Source organism: Faecalicatena orotica (assembly GCF_003149245.1).
In the GTDB taxonomy this organism is placed as follows: Bacteria; Bacillota; Clostridia; order Lachnospirales; family Lachnospiraceae; genus Faecalicatena_A; species Faecalicatena_A orotica.
Window position 1 is genome coordinate 137,949 of sequence record NZ_QGDL01000001.1, and the last position, 25,943, is coordinate 163,891.

Sequence of the window (25,943 nt, forward strand, 5' to 3'; positions counted from 1 at the left end):
ACAGGCGCTGGGGTTTCCTTGCATGAAAGAGTGGTTTATGTGACAGAAAAAAATGATTTCAGCCAGGGCAGTATTGCCGGTAATATTTTGGGGCTCGCACTCCCTATGACGCTGGCACAGCTGATTAATGTACTCTACAGCATTGTAGACAGAATCTACATTGGTCATATCCCCCATACATCCGCAGAGGCTCTGACAGGCATCGGGCTGACTCTCCCAATTATTACGGTCATCACGGCTTTTGCAAATTTGTTCGGGATGGGCGGGGCACCTCTGTGCTCCATTGCAAGAGGCGCCCATGAGGAAGAGAAGGCAAAGAAAGTCATGGGAAATTCTTTTTCCATGCTGCTTCTTACGGGTGTAGTACTGATGTTTCTCTGCCTTGTATTCAAGAAGCCGCTTCTCTACATGTTCGGGGCAAGTAATGTGACCTTCCCGTATGCGGATTCTTATATCACAATCTATCTGTTCGGAACGATATTTGTCATGATCAGTCTGGGCATGAATAATTTTATCAATGCACAGGGATTTGGCAGGATGGGGATGCTGACGGTCATTCTCGGAGCTGTAACGAATATCATTCTGGACCCGCTTTTGATTTTTGTTTTTCATATGGGGGTCAGGGGAGCTGCAATTGCAACGGTTATTTCGCAGGGACTCTCTGCCGTCTGGGTTCTGAAATTCCTGACAGGGGAAAAGGCGATACTGACACTGGACCGCAGTTCTATGCGGCTGAGTAAGTCTCTTGTGAAAGAAATAACCGCACTGGGAACTTCTGGTTTCGTAATGTCCGTGACGAACGGCGCCGTCCAGATTGTCTGCAATGCGACCCTGTCCCGGTACGGGGGAGACTTATATGTGGGGATTATGACGGTCATCAATTCTGTGAGGGAGATCATCACTATGCCTGTGACTGGCCTGACATCCGGTGCACAGCCGGTGATTAGTTACAATTACGGGGCAGGCTGTTATGACAGAGTAAAAAAGGCGATCAAATTCATGTCAGGGAGCTGTATCATATTTACCTGCCTGATGTGGGCTGTCCTTTTCTTTGCACCGTCATTCTTTCTGGGCCTGTTTACAAGTGAACCGGAACTGATTCAGGCTGGTGTGCCTGCAATGAGGATCTATTTCTGCGGTATCTTTATGATGGCGCTGCAGTTTTCCGGACAGTCGACCTATGTGGCACTGAATCGTGCCAGGCAGGCTGTTTTCTTTTCTCTGTTTAGAAAAGTGATTATAGTCATCCCTTTGACGCTCTTATTTCCAATGATCAATGGGATGGGGACCGCAGGCGTATTCTGGGCTGAGCCGGTATCGAATGCGATCGGGGGGACTGCCAGCTTTGTCACGATGCTGATTACAGTCTGGCCGGCGCTGAAAGATGTGAAGGACCCGAAAAAAATAATTTAACTGCACTTTTCTTCCTGTATATGGTAAAATAAGATTAGTAAGATTTGAGGAAAAGCTTTTTGTTTTTACCAGAAGGGAGATGGCAGTATGGATGAAAGATTAATGAATCTTCGCTCAACGAAGAACCCCAAGGCCCGTATTAAGATTATGAGCGGCCACTTTGCAACCAGACACTCACATGTGAATACTTATATTGACATGTCTACTGTTAAAACACGCCACAATAATGCCCGGGAGACTGCAAGGACTCTGGCCTCGGAGTATCTGATGAATACGATGGTGGATACAATAGTCTGCCTGAAGAATACCGAGGTGATCGGTACTTTCATGGCAGAGGCTCTTGCTGACAGTACGAATGCGTCTATGAGCGGGGGGAATAATATTTCCGTGGTAACTCCGGAATTCGATTCTTCCGGCCAGATTCTGTTCAGGGATAACAATCAGAGGATGATCCAGGGAAAGCAGGTGCTGATACTCACAGATTCGATGGCGACAGGCGCACTGGCTTATCAGGCAATCGAATCGGTTCTCTATTACGGCGGCGTTGTCTGTGGGATCTGCTGTGTGTTCAGCGCGATTTCCAAGGTAGCCGGGATGGAAGTAAAGACGATCTTTACAAGCTCAGACCTGCCGAATTATCAGGTATATGCCCCCAATGAATGTCCGATGTGCAAGGCAGGGCAGAAGATCGAAGGACTAATTAACAGTTTCGGATATGCGAAACTATAAAGATTGACATAAAATAGAGTTTCGCTTGCGAAACTCGCGCCTGCGGCGTTCGCTCTGCGACATCTGCCTTATACGCCGCAGTGCGCGTCCCCCGGAGGGTTTTTTATTTCATAGGACGTACTTTCCTATGAAATAAAAAAAGCATCCACCTGACGGGAGTGGGTGCTTTGATTCTATTATTTCAAAAATTAAGCAATCTCGTTTACAGCTTTTGATAAACGGGAGATTTTTCTTGAAACGGTATTTTTATGATAAACACCTTTGCTTCCAGCTTTAGAAATCTCTTTAATGGCAGCCTGTAATGCTGTCTTTGCTGTTGCAGCGTCCTTCTGTGCTACTGCAGCCTCTACTTTCTTTACGGCAGTCTTAACTCTGGACTTGATTGCTTTGTTTCTTGCAGCTTTTGTTTCGTTAACTAAAATTCTCTTTTTAGCAGATTTAATGTTAGCCAATCTGTACACCTCCAAATATGTGAAATTTTCAAATAGTGATTTTCATGATTCCGTAAGAATCGGACACGGACGTTCTTAGCGGAACATACTCATTCATTTTATGATAAGGAACAAAGGTTGTCAATACATATTTCCTAAATTATTGTAAAAACTAGCAATAAATGAAAATGAGGTAAAGGAAAAGCGAGGATTTGAAGATGTTGGAAAAGTATAGTGTAAGAACAGACCTTGCTCTGGAAGAAAAGGAGCGGTTTGAGTCAGACAACGTGGAAGTGCAGGGAGTTGTTCTTGAAGAGGAGTACGATGAGGAACGGGAGATCCGGATTTCCAGAGTACGCATTGAGACGGAGAAGGGGGCCAAGGTCATGGGCAAGCCGGTGGGCACCTATCTGACGGTGGAGGCTCCGAACATGGCTGTGCCGGATGAAGGGTATCACAGAGAGATTTCTGAGGAGCTGGCGGGTTATATCCAGGAACTCATTGAAAAGCTGGGCCTGATGGATAAAGAAGACCTGTCGGTTCTGATTGTCGGGCTCGGCAACCGTCAGGTGACGCCGGATGCTTTGGGCCCGCATGTCGTAGATAACCTCTGTGTGACAAGGCATATTGTGAAGGAATATGGAAAATATGCGATGGGGATGGAGCATGCGAATCTGGTGAGTGCCATAGTACCCGGTGTTATGGGGCAGACTGGTATGGAGACGGTGGAAATCGTGAAGGGGGTTGTGGATGAAACGGATCCGGACCTGGTGATTGCGATTGATGCGCTGGCAGCCAGAAACAGCCGGAGACTGAACCGGACAATTCAGATTGCCGATACGGGGATACATCCCGGGTCCGGTGTGGGAAACCACAGGAATGGGCTGACAAAGGAGTCGCTGGGGGTCCCTGTTATCGGAATCGGTGTGCCTACGGTTGTGGATGCCGCAACCATTGTAAATGATACGATGGAAAATCTGATTAACGCTCTTGAAACATCCGAGATGCTTAAAGGTGTAGGGGACGTTCTGCGTACTTATAATGCTGCGGAGAAGTATGAACTTGTAAAAGAACTGATATCCCCGCACCTGAATGGTATGTTTGTAACGCCGAAAGATGTGGATGAGATGGTGAAACAGATCAGCTATACAATATCAGAGGGGCTTAATCTGCTGTTTAACAATGCCGGGCAGGCATAATAAGCATTGGAAGGTCATATATATGGAGAAGGGCATTTCCCCCTTCTCTGTAAGGCGGCCTTTGCCCGGATTCCTCTGGAAAGAAGGCGGTATATGAAACAAACAGCAGTTCTCCGCATTGTTCTGGCTGCTTTTGGCGTGCTGGCTTGTCTCAGTATGTTTTACATATGCAGTAAAAACAGGATGAATGAGTTCAAATATGAAAGCCAGAAAATGGTTTTGAAATATACAGAAGAGATGTACATGCCGGGTCTGGCATATCTGAAAAAGGAGCCGGGGCCAACGGCGGCGGAATGGATAAAAGAGAGGGCACTTTCATGGATTCCCCTTGTGAAATATGTGGAGCAGAAAAAGCCCTATGAATCTGCGATGGAGGATGAGGAAACGATAGCAAAGATTCTGAAAAGCCAGGCAGATGATGAAAATATGGTAGATGAGAATGGAAAGCTGATAGGGGATGATACACTGGCAAAGCAGGAACCTTCTGTGGAGCAGGGACAGTCGCCTATTGATATGTCGATTGAGAAACTGAGGGATTTTGACTATCTGCTCAGTAATTTTTATACCGTGGACAGTTCGACTATGATTGGTCCTGACCAGCTGAATGTTGATGATCTGCTTAGCAGGAGTATGAAAATAGACAAGAGTACGGGCGGTCCCAAGGTGCTGATTTTCCATACACATTCTCAGGAAGAATTTGCCGATTCAACTCCCGGTGATCCAAGTACGAGCATTGTAGGGGTCGGAGATTATTTATGCCAGCTTTTGAATGAAAAAGGGATAGAGACTATACATGATACCGGTGTTTATGATATCATCAACGGACAGCTCGACAGGAGTAATGCATACGAAAATGCAGAGGCATCGGTCCGTCCGCTTATTGAAGCGAACCCTACACTGGAAGTGGCGATAGACCTGCACAGGGATGGTGTGGCGGAGGGTACACACCTTGTTACCGAGGTAAACGGGAAACCGACCGCCAAGATCATGTATTTTAACGGATTAAGCCGGACGAGAACGAATGGAGATATTTCTTATCTTTACAATCCGTATATTCAGGATAATCTGGCGTTTTCACTTCAGATGGAACTGGCTTCCGAGAGTCTGCATCCCGGTTTTGTCAGGCATATCTACCTTAGAGGCTACAGGTACAACCTGCATTTGCTGCCTAAATCACTTCTGATCGAGGCGGGGGCACAGACAAATACAGTGGAAGAGATGAAAAACGCGATGGAAGTCCTTGCGGATACACTGCAGCATGTATTGACAGAATAATGTTCCGTGATGGTCCCGGGGGAGTTTGATAATTCGATTCTTGAATGCCCTAACATTTTGTGCTAATATGAGATGAATGAAAAAGGAGAGGGACTATGGGAAATAAAAATACATATGATGCAGACAGTATTTCTGTATTGGAGGGACTCGAAGCAGTCAGGAAAAGACCCGGTATGTATATAGGAAGTGTTTCGACAAAAGGTCTGAATCATTTGATTTATGAAATCGTGGACAATGCCGTGGATGAACATCTGGCAGGGCATTGTTCCCAGATTCATGTGACACTGGAGAAGGACGGCTCGGCAACCATTGAGGACAATGGCCGGGGCGTCCCTGTCGGCATGCACAAAAAGGGTGTATCAGCAGAGCGTATCGTTTATACTACCCTTCATGCGGGTGGGAAGTTCGACGATTCCGCTTATAAGACAAGCGGCGGACTCCACGGCGTAGGTTCATCTGTCGTCAATGCACTTTCCGCTTATATGGACGTACAGGTTTTCAGGGACGGGGAAATCCATCATGACCGGTTTGAGCGCGGTATACCGGTGATCGAGCTGGAGGATGGTTTACTCCCTGTGATAGGCAGGACGAGAAAGACCGGGACCAAGGTGAATTTTCTCCCGGACGATACGATCTTTGAAAAGACCAGATTCCGCTCGGAGGAAGTGAAGAGCCGCCTTCATGAGACAGCATATCTGAATCCGGAGCTTACGATTACATTTGACGATAAGAGGGCGGAGACACAGGAGCATATTGTATACCATGAGCCGGATGGCATCATCGGGTTTATCAAGGATCTGAACCAGAAAAAGGAGACGATCCATGAACCGATTTATTATAAAGGAACTTCCGAGGGCATTGAAGTTGAGGTGGCGCTTCAGTATGTCAATGAATTTCATGAGAATGTGCTGGGATTCTGCAATAATATTTACAATGCAGAAGGGGGAACCCATCTGACCGGTTTTAAGACAACCTTTACAACGGTGATGAACCAGTATGCGAAAGAACTCGGAATCCTGAAAGAAAAGGATCCAAATTTTACGGGGGCGGACATCAGAAACGGTATGACGGCGATTGTATCGATTAAGCACCCGGACCCGCGGTTTGAGGGGCAGACAAAGACGAAGCTGGACAACCCTGATGCAGCAAAGGCAGCTGGCAAAGTGACCGGTGATGAGATTGTACTGTATTTTGACCGGAATCTGGATACACTGAAAAAGGTGCTGTCCTGTGCGGAAAAGGCGGCCAAGATCAGAAAGACAGAAGAAAAGGCAAAGACGAATCTTCTGACAAAACAGAAGTATTCTTTTGACAGTAATGGAAAACTGGCTAACTGTGAGAGCAGGGATGCGAAAAAATGTGAAATCTTCATCGTCGAAGGAGATTCTGCCGGAGGTTCAGCGAAGACGGCCAGAAACCGTATGTTTCAGGCAATCCTCCCGATCCGCGGGAAGATCCTGAACGTGGAAAAGGCGAGTATTGATAAGGTACTTGCAAATGCGGAGATCAAGACGATGATCAATGCGTTTGGATGTGGATTTTCCGAGGGGTACGGTAACGATTTCGATATCAGTAAACTCCGCTATGATAAAATTATCATTATGGCCGATGCCGATGTGGACGGCGCTCACATTTCCACACTGCTCCTTACACTTTTTTACCGCTTTATGCCGGAGCTGATCTATGAGGGTCATGTCTATATTGCCATGCCGCCTCTTTATAAGGTCATGCCTAAAAAGGGGGAGGAAGAGTATCTGTACGATGACAAGGCTCTGGAAAAATACAGGAAAACACATGAAGGCCCGTTTACACTCCAGAGATATAAAGGTCTTGGTGAGATGGATGCGGACCAGCTCTGGGAGACGACACTGGACCCGGAGACACGGCTTTTGAGGCTCGTAGAGATCGAGGATGCACGCATGGCATCGAGTGTAACTGAGATGCTGATGGGGACAGAGGTGCCGCCGAGGCGTAGTTTTATATATGAAAATGCTGCAGATGCAGAGTTAGATATCTAAAAGCAGGGGCGTATTTGAGAAACAGGAGAAAAAAGAATGAGTAGTGAATCACAGATTATCAGAACCGAATATTCAGAGGTTATGAAGAAATCTTATATAGATTATGCCATGAGTGTTATTATCGCAAGAGCACTGCCTGATGTAAGGGATGGCTTAAAGCCGGTACAGCGCAGGACTCTGTATGATATGTACGAGCTTGGCATCCGTTATGACAGGCCTTACAGAAAGTGTGCCCGTATAGTCGGGGATACGATGGGTAAATACCATCCCCACGGTGACAGCTCCATCTATGAATCGCTTGTAGTCATGGCTCAGGAATTTAAAAAAGGAATGATCCTCGTAGACGGACATGGTAACTTTGGCTCCATTGAGGGGGATGGAGCTGCTGCCATGCGTTACACAGAGGCAAGGCTCACAAAATTCACGCAGGAAGCATATCTGGCAGATCTGGATAAAAATATCATTGATTTTGGCCCGAACTTTGATGAGACGGAAAAAGAACCGATTGTCCTGCCTGTCCGCGTGCCGAACCTGCTGATCAATGGCGCAGAGGGGATTGCGGTGGGTATGGCGACCAGTATCCCTACGCATAACCTGTGTGAAGTGATCGACGCTGTGAAGGCATATATGAAGAACGACCAGATCAGTACTAAACAGCTGATGAAATATATCAAAGGGCCGGATTTCCCGACCGGGGGCATTGTAGTCAACAAGGACGACCTGCTGAATATTTATGAGACCGGGCAGGGAAAGATCAAGCTGCGCGGCAAGGTGGAAGTAGAGGAGCTAAAAGGCGGCAAGAAGCAGCTTGTCATTACGGAAATACCATATACGATGATTGGAAGCGGTATCGGGAAGTTCCTCAACGATGTCTGCAATTTGGTAGAAACCAAAAAGACGAATGATATCGTCGATATTTCCAACCAGTCATCTAAAGAAGGAATCCGAATTGTCATAGAATTGAAAAAAGGTGCTGATGTAGAGAATCTGAAAAATATGCTTTACAAGAAAACAAGGCTGGAAGACACCTTTGGTGTGAATATGCTCGCAGTTGCGGATAACCGGCCGGAAACACTGGGGCTAAAGGCTATCATTGAACATCATGTGGACTTCCAGTTTGAGCTGATGACCAGAAAGTACACGACACTGCTTGCGAAGGAACAGGAAAAGCGGGAGGTACAGGAAGGGCTGATCAAGGCATGTGACGTCATCGACCTGATTATCGAAATCCTGAGGGGAAGTAAATCTGTAAAAGACGCCCGGGCATGTCTTGTGAATGGTGTGACTGACAACATCACTTTTAAGTCAAGGATTTCAAAAAAAATGGCATCCCTCCTCAGATTTACAGAACGTCAGGCGACAGCTATCCTGGAGATGCGTCTGTATAAACTGATCGGGCTGGAAATTGAGGCTCTCCAGAAAGAACACGACGAGACAGTGAAGAATATTGCCCGCTATGAAGATATCCTGAATAATTATGACTCTATGGCGGACCTGATCATCGGAGAATTGGAGTCTTACAAGAAAGAATATGGAAGAAAGCGCCGCACTGCGATTGAGAATGCGGAAGAAGCCGTTTTTGAAGAGAAGAAGATCGAAGAACAGGAAGTTGTTTTTCTGATGGATCGTTTCGGCTATGCCAAGACAATTGACGTGGCTGCATATGAGAGAAATAAAGAGGCTGCAGACAGTGAAAATAAATATGTTGTCCACTGTATGAATACCGGAAAAATCTGTATCTTTACAGATTCAGGAAGAATGCATCAGGTAAAGATGCTGGATCTGCCATATGGAAAGTTCCGTGATAAAGGAACACCGATAGATAATGTAAGCAACTACTCCAGCAGCGAGGAACAGATCATCATGGTCTGTGATGCGGAGCAGATGCGCTTTGCAAAGCTTCTGTTTGCAACAAAACAGGGAATGATTAAGAAAGTGGAAGGAACAGAGTTCCAGGTGGCAAAGCGGACGATTGCTGCAACAAAACTGCAGGAAGAAGACACCCTGATCAGTGTAAACGTTGTAACAGAGAACCAGAATGTGGTACTCCAGACAAAAGGCGGATATTTCCTGAGATTTCCGGTGGAAGAGATTCCGGAAAAGAAAAAGGGCGCAGTGGGAGTTAGAGGAATTAAGCTCCAGAAGAACGATGAACTGGAGAACATCTACTTATTTGAAGAAGGAACGGAATCGAAGGTAACATACGGAGAAAAAGAAGTAACCCTGAACCGTTTAAGACAAGGGCGCAGAGACACTCTGGGGACGAAAACACGTAATTAGCCGGAAGTTTTAGAACAGGTTTAAAATAGGCTGGGTGTGTTTATAAGAAAATATAAGGAGGAGCATGAAACAGTTGTAATCCGGCTGTTTTATGCTCCTTTTTATGTGCGCCTGACGGTATTATCCATCAGCTTCCTGCTGAAATTGAAGTTGTAACTGATTGCGCAGATAGTCTGACCATATTATAATATATACATTGACAGGGAGGGCTGCCCAAAGAGAAGGATAGGGTAATCCAGGATACAGGGCAAAAAATCAGGCTATGAAGCATGGCAGGGAGAGAAATGCAGTGTTTCAAAAGCAGGAACTATTCAGAAAGGGAGAGGTTTTATGGCAGAAAAAGAATTATTAAATGCATTATCGGAGATGATGGACTCTAAATTCGAGGCACTAAAGAGAGATGTTGTGCTGAATATGGCAACGAAAGAAGATATTCGGAATATGGCGACGAAAGAAGATATTCAGAACATGGCAACAAAGGAAGACATGCTGAATATGGCGACGAAAGAAGATATTCGGAATATGGTGACGAAGGACGACATCGCAGATTTGGTTACAAAGGAAGATTTAAGGTACGCGGAAAATGTTATTTTATCAGAAGTAGACCGTGTTCAGGAAAAATCCAACATGCATTATCATGAGTTAAAAGAGGATATTTGTCAGCTCAGGAGGGAAGTCAGGTCAATGAATGTAGAAGGTTTAAGATATAGAGTGGAACGATTGGAAGCAATTGTCTTATAAAGAATATGCCTGCATGTATGAAATGAAATCCCAGATAGAACAGCGTATCCATTCACGGAAAAAAGTGTGAATGGATACGTGATGTCAGGAGGTATGCAAATCTTGTTTCAGTGAAGTAATCCAGGTTTCGATTGCCTGTGTAAGCATAAACTGTTGTTTCAGGACCGCCATACCCGTTTCAGGTATTTCTGGAAGGTTTTCTTTTATGCTGATGTTTTCTTTCAGATATGTCTTTAGTGTTTTTACCTGATCCTCTATTTCTGTTAAGCATGACTTTTGATTTTCAGGTGAAAGGCTGGTTAGATTTACTATTACGGCGTTAAAGTCTAAAAATATATGAATGGGTTTGGAGGCTATTTCCAACATAAGCCTTTCAAATTCATTTGCCCCGCTGTCTGTCAGGGTATAGACTGTCTTTTCAGCCATTTTCCCTTCTTTTACTATGCTGCCTTTGATATATCCTTTTTCTTCAAGCTGGATTACTTTTTTATAAATGGACGGTGTGCTGATCTTTACCCACTTCGATATATTTCGGTATTCCACTAATTTCTGAATATCATAAGCGCTTAAAGCATCTTTTTTTATCATTCCCAATACGATTAGGTCTATTGTTGCCATAAGGTTCTCCTTTTTTCTTGACAAGTACTATAAATTATAGTAGTATATGCCGTACGGCCGAATACTATAAAATATAGTACTATATTCTATTTTCCATGTCAAGAGAAGGAGAAGTAAATATGAGTGAATGTAATAAAAAAACGGAACTGCTGGGATGTGCACCGATACCAAGAGCACTTCTGGCATTGGGTCTTCCTACGATGATAGGTATGATGGTAAATGCCTTATATAACCTTGCAGATGCCTACTTTGTCGGAGGGCTGGGCACAAGCCAGACAGGGGCGATTACTGTTGCATTTCCGATCGGGCAGGTAGTGGTCGGCTTAGGGCTGCTGTTCGGTAATGGGGCAGCGTCCTATATATCCAGACTGCTGGGACTTGGCGATAAGGAAATGGCAGACCGGGTGGCAAGTACAGCTCTGTACAGCAGTATTGCTGTCGGAGCGGTTATAATTTTGGTGACAGTTATGTTTCTGAATCCAATTTTAAGACTTTTAGGTGCAACAGAGAGCATACTGCCATATGCCGTAACTTATACGAGTATCTATATTATTTCGTCTATATTCAATGTTTTTAACGTTACAATGAATAATATTGTGACAAGCGAAGGCGCTGCAAAAACGACAATGTGTGCATTACTTGCAGGAGCACTGCTGAATATAATTCTAGATCCGGTTTTTATCTATGCATTCCATTTAGGCATTGCGGGTGCAGCAGTGGCGACGGCAATCTCGCAGATTATATCCTCACTGGTATATATCTTTTATATACATAGTAAAAAAAGCAATTTCAGTTTCAGCTTAAGAAAATGCTGTTTTTCAAGGCAGATTATGTCTGAGATATTTAAAATCGGAATTCCGACATTGGTTTTCCAGCTATTGACGAGTCTTTCGATCGCGCTGATCAGCATGCAGGCGAAAAGATATGAATATGGCGATTCTGTGATTGCCGGTATGGGGGATGTAACAAGGATCATTTCTATGGGAAGCCTGATGGTGTTCGGGTTTATCAAAGGGTTCCAGCCAATTGCGGGTTATAATTACGGGGCAGGGAAGTACAAAAGGCTGCAGGAGGCAATTAAAACAATGATTCTTTGGTCAACAGCTTTTTGCATATTTTATGGAATCATGGCGGCGGTTTTTTCAGGTAAAATAATGGAACAATTTACGAAAAATGATATAGAGATGATCCGTGTAGGACGAAAAGCATTGACAGCAAACGGAATATCGTTTATATTTTTCGGATTTTATACTGTATATTCTTCGCTTTTCCTCGCGCTGGGAAAAGCGAGGGAAGGTTTCATTCTGGGAGCCTTAAGGCAGGGAATCTGTTTTGTACCGGTTATCTTGTTCCTTCCCCTTGTTTGGAGAATAGGCGGGATTTTGTATGCCCAGCCAATCGCGGATGTGATGTCCGCAGTTGTCGCCGTATTCATGGCGGTATATCTACATAAAGAATTAAAAACGTTTCAGTGTGCTGTTGAAGTATGACAGCAGTGATTCAGCAGATGCAATTGTCTGTATAATTGAGAATTACCTCTTGCAATTACTGGAAAAAGGTGCTATACTTGACAACAGTTACATAGGAACCCGGCAGAAGAGTGAACGAAAGTTCACTCTTCTTTGTTGCTAAGGGCAATGCCAGCCGGTCAGCTTATTATAACGATTATAATAGTATAGTAAATGCAGAGAAAAGGAGTATAGCGTGTCAAGAAGAGAACAGTATGAACAGCAGACAGAAGAACTTTTAGAGCCGATTGTGAAGGATCTGGAGTTTGAACTGGTAGATGTGGAATATGTGAAGGAGGCTGGTACCTGGTATTTGCGGGCTTATATTGATAAGCCGGGCGGGATTACAGTGGATGACTGTGAGATAGTAAGCAGGAAATTCTCGGATATTCTGGATGAAAAGGATTATATTGAAGATACTTATATCTTTGAGGTGAGTTCTCCGGGACTTGGGAGACCGTTGAAAAAAGAGAAGGACTTCAAAAGAAGCCTGGGAGAAGAAGTTGAGATCCGGACATACCGGGCAATCGACCGCCAGAAAGAATTCGTAGGAATATTGAAGGATTATGACAAGAACACTGTAACGATAGAATACGAGGATGAGTCTATTCAGACATTCGATAAAAGTGAGATTGCGCTTATTCGCTTAGCTTTGGATTTTTAATTTAGGAGGAAATAATAATGAATACAGAATTATTGGAAGCATTGAATATTCTTGAGCAGGAAAAGAACATCAGTAAAGAAACAATGATGGATGCGATCGAGAATTCACTTATCAGCGCATGCAAGAATCATTTCGGAACATCAGATAATATTAAGGTAATCATGGATCATGAGACATGTGATTACGCGGTTTATGCAGAGAAGGAAGTCGTTGAGGAAGTATTTGATCCTGCGATTGAGATTAGTCTGGAGGATGCAGAGAAGCTGGACAGCGCACTTCAGATCGGCGATGTTGCACAGATACCGATCGAATCAAAGTCTTTTGGGCGTATCGCAACGCAGAATGCAAAGAACCTGATCCTTCAGAAAATCAGGGAAGAAGAACGTAAAGTCGTATATGACCAGTATTTTGAAAAAGAGAAAGATATCGTAACAGGTATTGTCCAGCGCTATGTGGGAAGAAATATCAGTATTAACCTTGGAAGAGCGGATGCAATGCTGACAGAGAATGAACAGGTAAAGGGTGAAGTCTTCAAACCGACAGAACGTATCAAATTATATGTTGTGGAAGTAAAGAATACGCCGAAGGGACCAAAGATCCTCGTATCCCGTACACATCCGGAACTTGTGAAGCGTCTGTTCGAGGCAGAAGTTGCCGAGGTAAAGGACGGAACTGTAGAAATCAAGAGTATAGCCCGTGAAGCAGGCTCCCGTACTAAGATGGCAGTATGGTCCAATGATGAGAATGTTGATCCAGTAGGTGCCTGTGTAGGAATGAACGGGTCCAGAGTTAATGCAGTTGTGAATGAACTGCGCGGGGAGAAGATCGACATCATCAACTGGAGTGACAATCCGGCGCTTTTGATTGAAAATGCACTCAGCCCGGCAAAAGTCATTTCTGTTATGGCAGATCCTGATGAGAAGGCAGCGAGTGTCATTGTACCTGATTACCAGTTGTCACTGGCAATCGGTAAAGAAGGTCAGAATGCAAGACTTGCAGCCCGTTTGACAGGGTACAAGATTGATATCAAGAGCGAAACTCAGGCGATCGAGTCCGGTGAACTTCCTGAAGACTATATGGAGCAGATGGCAATGATGGAAGATGGCTATTCGGACGGTTTTGAGAACGGTTATGAAGAAGCATATCCACAGGATAGCGAAGAGATTTACGAGGCGCCGGAGGATGAAAATATAGAAGAGATAGAATTCATCGAGACAGATGGTGAATAATAACCATATGAGAGGTGTAATTATTGAGTAATAAAAAAATACCGATGCGTAAATGCGTTGGCTGCGGCGAGATGAAGCCGAAAAAGGAAATGCTGCGCATCCTGCGTACAACAGAAGAGGAATTTGTATTAGATGCAACTGGAAAAAAGAACGGGCGGGGCGCTTATCTGTGCTGTTCGCTGGATTGTTTCCAGAAGGCAGTGAAGAACAAAGGGCTGGAACGTTCTTTCAAGCAGGCCATTCCGGCGGATGTATACGAGCGTCTGGAAAAGGAGATGAATGAGATTGATACAAAATAAAGTCTTATCTCTGGTCGGGCTTGCCACGAAAGCAGGAAAGACAGTGAGCGGGGAATTCATGACGGAGAAAGAAGTAAAGTCAGGGAGAGCCGCGCTGGTGATCGTTGCAGACGATGCATCAGATAATACAAAAAAGAAGTTTCGGGATATGTGTGAATTTTATAAGGTTCCAATTTATTTTTACGTAGATAAAGATACCTTAGGGCATGCAATGGGAAAAGAATTCCGTGCATCTCTGGCGATATTGGACAAAGGATTTGCAAAGGGAATTCAAAAACATTTAGAAACGAAAGACAATACAATTGCATAGAGGAGGTAGTTAGTATGACAAAAATGAGAGTACATGAACTGGCTAAAGAGCTGGGGATGGAAAATAAAGAACTGATGGATGTGTTAGTGAAAAAGAACGTAGAGGTGAAGAGCCATATGAGTTCTTTATCTGACGATGTGGTTGACGAGTTAAGAAAAGGCGGGAAAAAGGTGAGTACTCCTGCGGCAAAAGCGCCGGAAGCAGATAAGCCGGGAGAAGAAACAGCGCCGAAAAAGAAAAATATTGTTCAGGTTTTCCGCCCGCAGAACTCCAAGAGCGGAGGACGCATGTCAGGCGGGACAAAAGGCCAGCGCCCACAGGGAACCGCAGGCCAGCGCCCACAAGGGGCAACAGGCCAGCGTCCGGCAGGAAATGTGGGGGGACACCGTCCACAGGGAACAGCACAGGGGCAGACAGTGGGAGGCCCTGCAGGTCAGCGCCCGGTAAATGCAGCTCCGGCCCAGAGCCAGACAGCGGGTGCTTCAAACCAGCGCCCACAGGGAACCGCAGGAACACAGGATACAGCCAGACAGCCAGTATCATCTCAGGAAACGAGACAGAACCAGCCTTCCGGACAGAGACCATATAATTCTCAGAATCAGAGGACAGGGGATGGTTCCCAGAGATACAATAATAACCGCGGCGGACAGGACCGTTATGCAGGAAATGACCAGCGTCAGGGAAGCGGGAACTATCAGGGAAACGGCCAGCGTACAGGCGGCTATCAGGGAAATAACGGCCAGCGTACCGGAGGCAGCTAGCAGGGTAACGGCCAGCGCACCGGCGGTTATCAGGGAAATAACGGTCAGCGCACCGGAGGCGGCTATCAGGGAAATAACGGCCAGCGTACCGGAGGTTATCAGGGAAATAACGGCCAGCGTACCGGAGGCGGCTATCAGGGAAATAACGGCCAGCGCACCGGAGGCGGCTATCAGGGAAATAACGGTCAGCGTACCGGAGGTTATCAGGGAAATAACGGCCAGCGTACCGGAGGTTATCAGGGAAACAACGGCCAGCGCACAGGTGGAGGTTATCAGGGTAATGGCCAGCGTACAGGCGGCTATCAAGGAAATAACGGCCAGCGTCAGGGCGGTTATGCAGGCAATAATGCATCACGTCCGGGGGAACGCCGTGACAACAGAAGAGATGACAGAGATGCGATTCCAACACCATTGGTAGAGCAGCAGAAGGCATCCAGAAACAAGGCAAAAGATAAAGAAAAAGACTATAAGAAAAAAGAATATAAAGACGGCGATTTCGACAACAAGAAAAAAGGCAAGAAAACCAAACCGGCTGAAGTTCAGAAGCCACAGCCAAAACAGGTTGAAAAGAAGGAAGAAGTGATCAAACAGATCGTTATTCCAGAAGTCCTTACAATCAAGGAGCTTGCTGACAAGATGAAACTTGTACCTTCTGCAATTGTGAAAAAGCTATTCCTTCAGGGCAAAATCGTTACTGTGAATCAGGAGATTGATTACGAGACAGCAGAAGAAATCGCAATGGAATTTGAAGTACTCTGCGAGAAAGAACCGGTTATAGATGTCATCGAAGAACTTCTGAAAGAGGAAGATGAAGATGAAACCAAAATGGTAAAACGTCCTCCGGTAGTCTGCGTTATGGGTCATGTTGACCACGGTAAGACTTCCCTTCTGGATGCAATCCGCCACACAAATGTCATTGACCGTGAGGCCGGCGGCATCACACAGCACATCGGTGCTTATGTTGTAGAAGCAAACGGGGAAAAAGTCACATTCCTGGATACTCCGGGACATGAGGCGTTTACTGCAATGCGTATGCGCGGGGCCAGTTCAACAGATATCGCAATCCTTGTTGTAGCAGCAGACGACGGGGTTATGCCTCAGACTGTAGAAGCGATCAACCATGCAAAAGCAGCAGGGATTGAGATCATTGTTGCAATTAATAAGATTGATAAGCCAAGTGCTAATATTGACAGAGTAAAACAGGAACTGGCGGAATACGAACTGATTCCTGAGGACTGGGGCGGAAGCACAATCTTTGTACCGGTTTCAGCACACACAAAAGAAGGTATCAAAGATCTTCTGGAAATGATTCTTCTGACAGCAGAGGTGATGGAACTAAAAGCAAATCCGGACCGTGCGGCAAGAGGTCTTGTGATCGAGGCCGAACTGGATAAAGGAAAAGGTTCTGTTGCAACAGTGCTCGTACAGAAAGGTACGCTTCACGTAGGTGATGCCATTGCGGCAGGCTCAGCCCACGGTAAGGTAAGAGCCATGATGGATGACAAGGGACGCAGAGTAAAGGAAGCAGGACCTTCACAGCCGGTAGAGATCCTCGGACTGAACGATGTGCCGAATGCAGGAGAAGTTTTCGTCGGATGCGATACAGAGAAAGAAGCAAGAAGCTTTGCGGAGACATTTATTTCACAGAATAAAGTAAAACTGCTTGACGATACAAAAGCCAAGATGTCTCTGGATGATCTGTTTACCCAGATCAAGGAAGGAAACTTAAAGGAACTGAACATTGTTGTAAAAGCAGACGTGCAGGGATCTGTAGAAGCCCTGAAGCAGAGCCTCCTGAAGCTTTCCAATGAGGAAGTGGTTATTAAGATCATTCATGCCGGTGTTGGGGCGATCAATGAATCAGACGTCATCCTCGCTTCTGCATCCAATGCAATCATCATCGGATTCAATGTACGTCCGGATGCTACCGCGAAAGAAATTGCCGACCATGAAGGCGTTGACCTGAGACTTTACAGAGTCATCTATAATGCAATTGAGGATGTTGAGGCAGCCATGAAGGGTATGCTTGATCCGATCTTCGAAGAAAAGGTACTCGGACACGCGGAAGTGCGCCAGACATTCAAAGCCTCCGGCGTCGGAACCATTGCAGGTTCCTATGTTCAGGACGGTACTTTTGAAAGAAACTGTTCCGTACGCCTGACACGTGACGGTGTCGTAATGTTTGACGGCCCTCTTGCATCATTGAAGCGTTTCAAGGATGATGTAAAGGAAGTAAGGGCAGGATATGAATGTGGTTTCGTATTTGAGAATTTCAATGACATCAAAGAGGGTGACCTTGTAGAAGCCTACAAGATGGTAGAAATAGAAAGAAAATAAGACCGTAGTTTTTACAGCGGTTATGTGAAGGAGCATTTATGAGAAAAAACAGTATCAAGAATACAAGAATCAATACAGAAGTGCAGCGTGAATTAAGCAACATCCTGCGCGGAGGAATCAAGGACCCACGTGTGGCCCCTATGACCTCTGTCGTGGCTGTAGAGGTGGCTCCTGACCTGAAAACCTGTAAAGCATATATCAGTGTGCTGGGCGATAAAAAGGCACAGGAGGATACGATCAAAGGTCTCCAGAGCGCGGAAGGCTTTATCAGACGCGAACTGGCAAGGACAATTAATATGAGAAACACTCCGGAGATTAAATTCATTATGGATCAGTCTATCGAATACGGAGTAAATATGAGCAAAAAAATTGACGAATTGACCAGAGATTTGAAAGACGGGGATGAATAAAATGAGTATACAGTTATCTGATATACTGAAAGATAAGCAGACTATAGCGCTGGGCGGGCATATCCGCCCGGACGGGGACTGTGTCGGTTCCTGTATGGGCCTGTATATGTATTTAAAGGAGCAGTATCCAAATCTGGAGACAGATGTCTATCTGGAAGAAGTGCCGAAAGCCTATCAGATGATTGAGAAGACAGATGAGGTGAAACACCAGATACCGGCAGATAAACAGTATGACCTGTTTATCTGTCTGGACTGCGGTGATGAAAAACGACTCGGATTTTCTGCACCCTTATTCAGCAGGGCAAAGCAGACACTGTGTATCGACCATCATGTAAGCAATGAGGCATTTGCAGATGAGAATTACATTGTGCCGGATGCAAGCTCTACATCAGAACTTGTCTTCCGTATGATTGACAGTGCTAAAATCAGCCGTCCTGTGGCAGAAGCCCTCTATATGGGGATTGCACACGATACAGGGGTATTCCAGTATTCATGCACCTCTCCGGAAACAATGGAGGCTGCAGCGGAGCTGATGAGAAAAGGTATTGACGGCAATGATATTATAGACAGGACATATTATGAAAAAACTTACGTACAGATCCAGATTCTCGGAAGGGCGCTGCTTGAAAGTATTTTGATTCTGGATAAACAGTGTATTGTTTCTGTTGTAGACAAAAAGGAATTGGAGTTCTACGGGGCAGATTCCAGTGATCTGGAAGGCATTGTAAGCCAGCTTCGCCAGACAAAAGGCGTGGAAGTGGCGATGTTTATGTATGAATTAGAAAGCAGCCAGTTTAAAGTCAGCCTGCGTTCAAAAGGAAAAGTAGATGTCAGCGTAATCGCCAAGTATTTTGGCGGGGGCGGCCATGCAAGGGCGGCCGGATTCAGTATGCACGGGTCCAGCCATGACGTTATAAATAATGTGAGCCGGCAGATTGCACTTCAGCTGGATGCAGATAATTAGCGGGAAGAACAGACATGATAAACGGAGTCGTTAATGTATATAAAGAAAAAGGGTTTACATCGCACGATGTAGTTGCCAAACTCAGAGGGATCCTCGGACAGAAGAAGATCGGGCATACAGGTACTCTTGACCCGGATGCCGAGGGGGTTCTCCCGGTTTGTCTGGGAAAAGCAACGAAATTGTGTGATATGCTTACAGATAAAGACAAGATCTATGAGACTGTACTTCTGCTCGGCAAAACAACGGACACGCAGGATATTACCGGCAGAGTCCTTGAGGAAACGGATACAGGCATGCTGGCTGCCGGAAAAATTGAAGATTGTATAAAAAGATACATCGGTGAATACGAACAGATTCCACCGATGTATTCTGCGCTGAAAGTAAACGGGAAAAAGCTGTACGAGCTTGCCAGAGAAGGCAAAGAAATAGAGCGTAAGCCCAGGCGTGTACAGATTCATGACATCCGGATCCAAAAGACAGAGATACCACGTGTATGGATGGAAGTGTCCTGCTCGAAAGGAACTTATATCAGAACGTTATGCCATGATATCGGACAGGATCTGGGAACAGGGGCGTGCATGGAGTCGCTGCTGCGTACAAAGGTGAGCCGTTTCGAATTAAAAGACAGTCTTAAACTGGCACAGATAGAGGAAATGAAAAAAGGCGGCTGCCTCATGGAAGCTGTGATCCCGGTGGATCAAATGTTTTCTGAATTAGGGGCACTGACTGTTCTGGAGGAGCATGCAGCACTTGCTTACAACGGTAATCCAGTTCCGGAGCATTTTCTGGAGAACCCGGGTTCCGGCATTCTGGAAGGGACTGACGGGAGGGAAGATACCCGGAGATTCAGGATGTACGATGAGGCAGGGCGGTTTATAGGAATTTACAGCTTTTGCCAGAACAGCAAAGAATACAGGCTGGAAAAAATGTTTTTGGATCAGGAAGAATTGCGGGGATAGACATGCAGTATTACACAGATATTAATTCTTATCAGGGAGACAAAAAGACAGCTGTTACGCTGGGAAAATTTGACAGCCTTCACAGGGGGCATCAGAAACTGATAAGCAAAGTACGGGAATTAGCGCTGGAAGAACACATCGAGAGCATCGTGTTTTCCTTTGACATGCAGCGTAAATCACTGCTTACAAACGAAGAACGAAAAAGACACCTGGAACAGCAGGTGGACTGTATGATACAGTGTCCTTTTACAAAAGAAATCAGGGAGATGGAAGCGGAAGCCTTTATTGAAAATATACTGGTCAAAACGCTCCATGCATCCTGTATCGTGGTTGGGACAGACTTTCATTTCGGGCACGGAAAACGCGGCGATATACATATGCTGGCCCAATATGCCGGTGTATACCATTACCGTCTGGTCGTGCTTGAAAAGGAAATGTATGAAGGCAGGGAAATTAGCAGCACATTTGTAAAAGAGTCTCTGGAAGCAGGAGAGGTAGAACGTGCCAATGAACTTCTGGGGTATTCCTATCATATGTCAGGTATTGTGGAGCATGGGCGCCGGCTGGGGAGAACGCTTGGTTTTCCGACAATGAATGTGGCTCCCGCAGAAAGGAAGATTATGCCGCGTTTTGGTGTGTATGCCTGCAGGGTACAGATTGACGGGGAATGGTACTGCGGGATCGGGAATGTTGGAATCAAGCCAACGGTTACCGAGACACACAGGCTTCTTACAGAAGTGTTTGTTTTCGGCTATAAGGGGGATGCTTATGGCAAGATGATAACCGTGGAATTCTGTGCATTTGGACGTCCGGAAACAAGATTTGCATCAGTGGGTGAACTGAAAGCACAGGTAGATCAGGACATTGCGTTTGGAAGGGCATTTTTTCAGAAGAAATGCGTGGAAGTATAGAGAAAGAGATTAGGTAGATACAAATGAGTATAACAACTATTTTTCTGCTGTTAGGCGGGCTCGGATTATTCTTATTTGGAATGAAGATGATGAGCGACGGACTGGAGCGGGTGGCCGGTGCGCGTATGCGTTCCATATTGGAATTTTTTACAAAGAACAGATTTGTAGGTATGCTGGTCGGTATCTTATTCACGGCCGTGGTGCAGTCATCGAGCGCGACTACAGTTATGGTTGTAAGCTTTGTAAACTCAGGGCTTATGAACCTGTATCAGGCAGCCGGGGTTATTCTGGGTGCCAACATCGGTACTACCGTGACAGGACAGCTGATTGCATTTAATCTGTCAGATATTGCTCCACTGTTCGTCATTATCGGTGTCGTTATGTTTATGTTCAGCAAAAAGCAGAATGTGAAGAAAATAGGCGGAGTGATCCTCGGATTTGGTATTCTTTTCATGGGCCTGAGTACGATGAGTGACGCAATGTCCACACTCCGTGAGTCGCCGCATATGGTATCACTTCTAAAGTCACTGACGAATCCGCTTGCCGCAATTTTAGTCGGTTTTGGAATTACGGCTGTTCTGCAGAGTTCATCGGCCACGGTCGGAATCATCATATTAATGGCATCACAGGGGCTTTTGGATTTTAACATTTGCTTTTTCCTGATTCTGGGATGTAATATGGGATCCTGTGTGTCAGCCCTGCTTGCAAGCCTTGGAGGAAAGAAGGATGCAAAAAGAGCGGCGTGGATCCACTTTCTGTTTAATATCATAGGATCTGTGGCCATTTTTGCAGTTTTGATGTTTGCGCTGAATCCGATTGCAGATGCAATCATGAGAGTGTCCGGCGGGAATGCAGGAAGAGCAGTGGCAAATGCACATACATTGATTAAGATATGCGAAGTAGTCCTTTTATTCCCGTTTATGAACTGGGTCGTAAAAGCGACGTATGTATTTATACCGGGGAGTGACCCGTCACCTGAAGATGCTTATGAGCTGAAGTATATCGGAAAAAGCACAATCATTACACCGACGACGGCCGTGATTGCGGTAATCCATGAGCTGGAGCATATGGGGGACCTGGCAATCGAAAACCTGAAGCGGGGGATGGATGCACTGTGTACAATGAACAGTGACCTGATAACGGAAGTTTACCGGCAGGAAGGCTACATTGATTACCTGAATAAAGAAATTACCAACTATCTGGTACGCATCAACGAGATGGATATCCCGCTGAAGGACGCAGAGCTGGTCGGGGGACTGTTCCATGTGGTGAACGATATCGAAAGAATCGGGGATCATGCAGAAAATTTTGCGGATTCTGCAAAGGTGCGTATCGAAAAGAACCTTGATTTCAGCGAAAAGGGTGTCAAACAACTGCAGGATATGATGGATCTGGTAGAAAAAACACTGGAGTATTCTTTTGATATGTTTGCGAACCGGAGCCAGGAACATATGGCAGAAGTGATTGCACTGGAAGACGAAGTCGATGACCGTGAGAAGAAGCTCCAGAAAGCCCATGTAAAGCGTCTGACAAAAGGAAAATGCACTCCGGAAGCGGGAATGATCTTCTCTGATACAATATCTGGTCTCGAGCGAGTGGCAGACCATGCCACTAACATCGCGTTCGCCATTCTGGAACCGCAGGACGTGGATGTAGATGAAGGGGAAGAAGAGGAAGAGTAGAGGAAGTATGAAAAATACTGCTTTACATCCCGGCACTCTTATGCTATACTATCCAAGTATGAATTCAGCCGGTGTTCGGTAATCGGATCACTCCGACCATTGCTTAATGCCTGGCGGTTTATAAAAGAATAAAAAGGAGGAAATGAACATGATCGCAAAGGACAAAAAACAGGCAATCATCGCAGAGTATGGAAGAAGTGAGGGAGACACAGGTTCTCCGGAAGTACAGATCGCTATTCTGACAGCAAGAATCAACGAACTGACAGACCACTTCAAAGCAAACCCGAAGGATCACCATTCAAGAAGAGGTCTTCTGAAAATGGTAGGACAGAGACGTGGACTGCTTGCATATCTGAAGAAAACAGATATCGAAAGATACCGTACTTTGATCGAAAGACTTGGATTAAGAAAATAATTCAGAACATAAAAGGACTCCGGCGGCATAATTACTGCCAACGGGGTTCTTTTTTCTTGATTATGGTATGGCCCTGTGCTATAATATTAAAGATTGTGGGCAGGTAACAAGTACCCGAGACCACTGAAAAGGATATTAGTACAATAATGTGTTTTTCAGTAGTTTCGGAGTCTCCTGTCCCGAAGTATGTATTATATATAAAGGAGAACAATATGTTTAAGAAGTTTGAAATGGAGCTTGCAGGCAGAACACTGCGCGTAGACGTGGACAGAGTGGCTAAGCAGGCAAATGGTGCTGTATTGATGCATTACGGCGACACAACAGTACTTTGTACGGCAACAGCATCTGAAAAACCGAGAGAAGGAATCGATTTCTTCCCTCTGAGTGTAGAATATAATGAAAGATTATATTCCGTAGGCAAGATTCCGGGCGGATTCAATAAAAGAGAAGGAAAAGCTTCTGAGAATGCCGTTCTGACATGCCGTGTCATCGACAGGCCTATGAGACCTTTATTCCCGAAGGATTACAGAAACGATGTAACGCTGGAGAATCTGGTTATGTCAGTTGACCAGGACTGCAGCCCGGAACTGACAGCTATGTTAGGTGCGGCGATTGCAACCTGTATCTCAGATATTCCTTTTGACGGACCGATTTCTACAACACAGGTAGGTCTTGTGGACGGAGAATTTGTATTCAATCCGACAGCAGCCAAGAAAGAGATATCCGATCTTGCCCTGACAGTTGCATCTACAAAGGAAAAGGTTATCATGATCGAGGCCGGAGCTAACGAAGTACCGGAAGCACAGATGATTGATGCAATCTTTGCAGCTCATGAACTGAACCAGAAAGTGATTGCTTTCGTAGAAACAATCGTTGCAGAATGCGGAAAGCCGAAGCATTCTTATGAGAGCTGTGCCGTACCGGAAGAATTATTCGCGGCAATCAAAGAGATTGTACCTCCGTCAGAGATGGAAGTGGCAGTTTTCACAGATGACAAGCAGACAAGAGAAGAGAATATTCGTGTCATTACTTCAAAATTAGAAGAAGCATTTGCTGAAAATGAGGAATGGCTCGCTGTCCTCGGAGAGGCTGTTTACCAGTACCAGAAGAAGACTGTAAGAAAGATGATCTTAAAGGACCACAAGCGTCCGGACGGACGTGCAATCGATCAGATCCGCGCCCTGTCAGCTGAGACAGACCTGATCCCGAGAGTGCACGGTTCTGCAATGTTTACGCGTGGCCAGACACAGATATGCACAATTACAACTTTGGCGCCGCTATCTGATTCACAGAGAATCGATGGTCTGGATGAGGCAGAGACATCAAAGAGATATATGCACCACTATAATTTCCCGTCTTACTCTGTTGGAGAGACAAGACCATCCAGAGGACCGGGACGCCGTGAGATCGGACATGGTGCGCTGGCAGAGAGGGCTCTGATTCCGGTTCTTCCGGATGAAGCAGAATTCCCGTATGCTATCCGTACAGTTTCAGAGACATTTGAATCCAACGGTTCTACATCACAGGCAAGTATCTGTGCATCCAGTATGTCACTGATGGCGGCAGGTGTGCCGATTAAAGCGGCAGTAGCAGGTATATCAGCAGGGCTGGTAACAGGAGATACTGATGATGATTACCTTGTTCTTACAGATATTCAGGGACTGGAAGACTTCTTCGGAGATATGGATTTCAAAGTAGCGGGTACTCATAAGGGTATTACAGCGATCCAGATGGATATCAAGATCCACGGACTGACAAGACCGATTATTGAAGAAGCAATCGCTAACACGAAGAAGGCAAGGACCTATATCCTGGATGAAGTCATGAATAAGACGATTGCAGAGCCTAGGGCAGAAGTGGGACAGTATGCACCGAAGATCATGCAGATGCAGATCGACCCACAGAAGATCGGTGATGTCGTAGGACAGCGCGGAAAGACAATTAATGCAATCATCGAACAGACAGGCGTGAAGATTGATATTACAGATGACGGTGCCGTATCCATCTGCGGAACAGATAAAGCAAGTATGGACGAGGCTGCTAAAATCGTAGCCACAATTACAACAGATTTTGAAGCGGGGCAGATCTTCGAAGGAAAAGTCATCAGCATCAAAGAATTTGGGGCATTTTTAGAATTTGCACCGGGCAAAGAAGGAATGGTACACATTTCCAAGATTTCCAAACAGAGAATCAATAAAGTGGAAGATGTGCTAAAACTGGGTGATGTCGTAAAAGTCGTATGCTTAGGCAAGGACAAAATGGGACGCTTCAGCTTTAGTATGAGAGATGTAGCAGAATAGAGAAAAACACAAAAAAGGAGTACAGAAACGGCATGATTCGTGCAGTTCTGTACTCCTTTTTGCGTAGTGGTTACTTATGTTCGGCTTTTGCAATGGTCTTTATAAACGTCTTCAACAGTTCTTCCGCAAGCGGGAGATATTCAGCATCAATATTGTTGATCATTTCTTTTAAATTTGAAGTGTCACTGTCTGCTGTTTTACCGAGTACGATATAATCGCAGGAAACACCGAGTGAGCTGCACAGCTTCTGAAGAGTAGTAAATGACATTCCCTTTTTTCCGCTTTCAATATCTGCAAGGAATTGAGGCGATATTTCAATCATTTCTGCGAACTGCTCTCTGGTGAGATGCATATATTCCCGCTGGCTTCTTATTCTTTTCCCAATGCCTACATTTATGTTTTTTTTCATGATTATTTTACCTCATATATCCTAATAGATTTATTTTAAACATAACCAATAGTTTAAAAAATAATCTAATAGATGTTGACA

At 45.3% G+C, this 25,943-nt stretch carries 24 protein-coding genes and 1 pseudogene; 22 read left to right on the forward strand and 3 right to left on the reverse strand.

The window, feature by feature from the left end; all coding sequences use genetic code 11:
* Positions 1-39: 39 nt before the first annotated feature.
* Both A8806_RS00630 and A8806_RS00635 read left to right on the forward strand, forming a co-directional pair.
* Complete coding sequence (locus A8806_RS00630) at positions 40-1,413, forward strand: MATE family efflux transporter (protein ID WP_109729817.1); 1,374 nt, start codon at positions 40-42, stop codon at positions 1,411-1,413.
* Positions 1,414-1,500: 87 nt separating this feature from the next.
* Positions 1,501-2,142, forward strand: coding sequence for a type I phosphoribosyltransferase (locus tag A8806_RS00635; RefSeq protein ID WP_109729234.1), 642 nt, complete (start codon positions 1,501-1,503; stop codon positions 2,140-2,142).
* A gap of 188 nt (positions 2,143-2,330) precedes the next feature.
* Here A8806_RS00635 and rpsT read toward each other — a convergent pair whose 3' ends face one another.
* Positions 2,331-2,594, reverse strand: a complete 264-nt coding sequence (gene rpsT, locus A8806_RS00640) for a 30S ribosomal protein S20 (RefSeq protein ID WP_148481948.1) — start codon at positions 2,592-2,594, stop codon at positions 2,331-2,333.
* A gap of 197 nt (positions 2,595-2,791) precedes the next feature.
* Here rpsT and gpr point away from each other — a divergent pair, with 197 nt between their 5' ends.
* The 5 genes from gpr to A8806_RS26035 all read left to right on the forward strand — a co-directional run bounded on the left by gpr (position 2,792) and on the right by A8806_RS26035 (position 10,086).
* On the forward strand, positions 2,792-3,772 hold the full coding sequence (gene gpr / locus A8806_RS00645; protein WP_109729818.1) for a GPR endopeptidase: 981 nt from the start codon (positions 2,792-2,794) through the stop codon (positions 3,770-3,772).
* A 93-nt stretch (positions 3,773-3,865) separates the two neighbouring features.
* Positions 3,866-5,047, forward strand: a complete 1,182-nt coding sequence (locus A8806_RS00650) for a stage II sporulation protein P (RefSeq protein WP_109729236.1) — start codon at positions 3,866-3,868, stop codon at positions 5,045-5,047.
* A gap of 95 nt (positions 5,048-5,142) precedes the next feature.
* On the forward strand, positions 5,143-7,065 hold the full coding sequence (locus A8806_RS00655; protein ID WP_109729237.1) for a DNA gyrase/topoisomerase IV subunit B: 1,923 nt from the start codon (positions 5,143-5,145) through the stop codon (positions 7,063-7,065).
* A 36-nt stretch (positions 7,066-7,101) separates the two neighbouring features.
* Positions 7,102-9,345, forward strand: a complete 2,244-nt coding sequence (locus A8806_RS00660) for a DNA gyrase/topoisomerase IV subunit A (protein WP_109729238.1) — start codon at positions 7,102-7,104, stop codon at positions 9,343-9,345.
* A gap of 330 nt (positions 9,346-9,675) precedes the next feature.
* Positions 9,676-10,086, forward strand: coding sequence for a hypothetical protein (locus A8806_RS26035; protein ID WP_181368529.1), 411 nt, complete (start codon positions 9,676-9,678; stop codon positions 10,084-10,086).
* 84 nt (positions 10,087-10,170) lie between these two features.
* On the opposite strand, the gene A8806_RS00670 is transcribed toward A8806_RS26035, so the two are convergent.
* The gene (locus tag A8806_RS00670; RefSeq protein WP_109729239.1) at positions 10,171-10,704 is read right to left on the reverse strand and encodes a PadR family transcriptional regulator; all 534 of its coding nucleotides are present in this window, start codon (positions 10,702-10,704) and stop codon (positions 10,171-10,173) included.
* Positions 10,705-10,823: 119 nt separating this feature from the next.
* Between A8806_RS00670 and A8806_RS00675 the strand changes: the two genes are divergently transcribed.
* The 15 genes and pseudogenes from A8806_RS00675 (at position 10,824) to A8806_RS00735 (ending at position 25,453) form a co-directional block, all read left to right on the forward strand.
* Positions 10,824-12,194, forward strand: a complete 1,371-nt coding sequence (locus A8806_RS00675) for an MATE family efflux transporter (protein ID WP_109729240.1) — start codon at positions 10,824-10,826, stop codon at positions 12,192-12,194.
* 214 nt (positions 12,195-12,408) lie between these two features.
* Positions 12,409-12,876 carry a ribosome maturation factor RimP gene (gene rimP, locus A8806_RS00680; protein ID WP_109729241.1) on the forward strand — a complete coding sequence of 156 codons (468 nt, stop codon included), beginning with the start codon at positions 12,409-12,411 and terminating at the stop codon, positions 12,874-12,876.
* Positions 12,877-12,893: 17 nt separating this feature from the next.
* The gene (nusA, locus tag A8806_RS00685) at positions 12,894-14,105 is read left to right on the forward strand and encodes a transcription termination factor NusA (RefSeq protein WP_109729242.1); all 1,212 of its coding nucleotides are present in this window, start codon (positions 12,894-12,896) and stop codon (positions 14,103-14,105) included.
* 44 nt (positions 14,106-14,149) lie between these two features.
* Positions 14,150-14,404, forward strand: a complete 255-nt coding sequence (gene rnpM / locus A8806_RS00690; RefSeq protein ID WP_109729819.1) for an RNase P modulator RnpM — start codon at positions 14,150-14,152, stop codon at positions 14,402-14,404.
* The gene (locus tag A8806_RS00695) at positions 14,385-14,714 is read left to right on the forward strand and encodes a L7Ae/L30e/S12e/Gadd45 family ribosomal protein (protein WP_347559293.1); all 330 of its coding nucleotides are present in this window, start codon (positions 14,385-14,387) and stop codon (positions 14,712-14,714) included. The genes rnpM and A8806_RS00695 overlap by 20 nt, the downstream gene beginning before the upstream one ends.
* A gap of 14 nt (positions 14,715-14,728) precedes the next feature.
* Positions 14,729-15,475: a translation initiation factor IF-2 N-terminal domain-containing protein gene (locus tag A8806_RS27095; protein ID WP_330405204.1), complete on the forward strand. Its 747-nt coding sequence runs from the start codon at positions 14,729-14,731 to the stop codon at positions 15,473-15,475.
* Entirely contained in the window at positions 15,372-15,893 is a 522-nt protein-coding gene (locus A8806_RS27100; protein WP_330405205.1) for a hypothetical protein, read from the forward strand. The genes A8806_RS27095 and A8806_RS27100 overlap by 104 nt, the downstream gene beginning before the upstream one ends.
* Positions 15,875-17,812: pseudogene (infB, locus tag A8806_RS27105) on the forward strand (translation initiation factor IF-2); the annotation flags it as partial. The gene A8806_RS27100 and the pseudogene infB, both read left to right, overlap by 19 nt.
* A 38-nt stretch (positions 17,813-17,850) precedes the next feature.
* A complete protein-coding gene (gene rbfA, locus A8806_RS00705) occupies positions 17,851-18,222 on the forward strand; it encodes a 30S ribosome-binding factor RbfA (RefSeq protein WP_109729244.1) in 372 nt (123 codons plus the stop codon).
* A gap of 1 nt (position 18,223) precedes the next feature.
* Positions 18,224-19,186 carry a DHH family phosphoesterase gene (locus tag A8806_RS00710; protein ID WP_109729245.1) on the forward strand — a complete coding sequence of 321 codons (963 nt, stop codon included), beginning with the start codon at positions 18,224-18,226 and terminating at the stop codon, positions 19,184-19,186.
* 14 nt (positions 19,187-19,200) lie between these two features.
* Positions 19,201-20,145, forward strand: a complete 945-nt coding sequence (truB, locus tag A8806_RS00715; protein WP_109729246.1) for a tRNA pseudouridine(55) synthase TruB — start codon at positions 19,201-19,203, stop codon at positions 20,143-20,145.
* A gap of 2 nt (positions 20,146-20,147) precedes the next feature.
* Positions 20,148-21,056, forward strand: coding sequence for a bifunctional riboflavin kinase/FAD synthetase (locus tag A8806_RS00720; RefSeq protein ID WP_109729247.1), 909 nt, complete (start codon positions 20,148-20,150; stop codon positions 21,054-21,056).
* A gap of 23 nt (positions 21,057-21,079) precedes the next feature.
* Positions 21,080-22,738 (forward strand): Na/Pi cotransporter family protein, encoded by a 1,659-nt coding sequence (locus tag A8806_RS00725; RefSeq protein WP_109729248.1) that lies wholly within the window; start codon positions 21,080-21,082, stop codon positions 22,736-22,738.
* 148 nt (positions 22,739-22,886) lie between these two features.
* Positions 22,887-23,153, forward strand: coding sequence for a 30S ribosomal protein S15 (gene rpsO / locus A8806_RS00730; protein WP_047774844.1), 267 nt, complete (start codon positions 22,887-22,889; stop codon positions 23,151-23,153).
* Between the two features lie 212 nt (positions 23,154-23,365).
* A complete protein-coding gene (locus A8806_RS00735) occupies positions 23,366-25,453 on the forward strand; it encodes a polyribonucleotide nucleotidyltransferase (protein WP_109729249.1) in 2,088 nt (695 codons plus the stop codon).
* A 70-nt stretch (positions 25,454-25,523) separates the two neighbouring features.
* Here A8806_RS00735 and A8806_RS00740 read toward each other — a convergent pair whose 3' ends face one another.
* Positions 25,524-25,862: a helix-turn-helix domain-containing protein gene (locus tag A8806_RS00740; RefSeq protein ID WP_109729250.1), complete on the reverse strand. Its 339-nt coding sequence runs from the start codon at positions 25,860-25,862 to the stop codon at positions 25,524-25,526.
* Positions 25,863-25,943 lie beyond the last annotated feature (81 nt).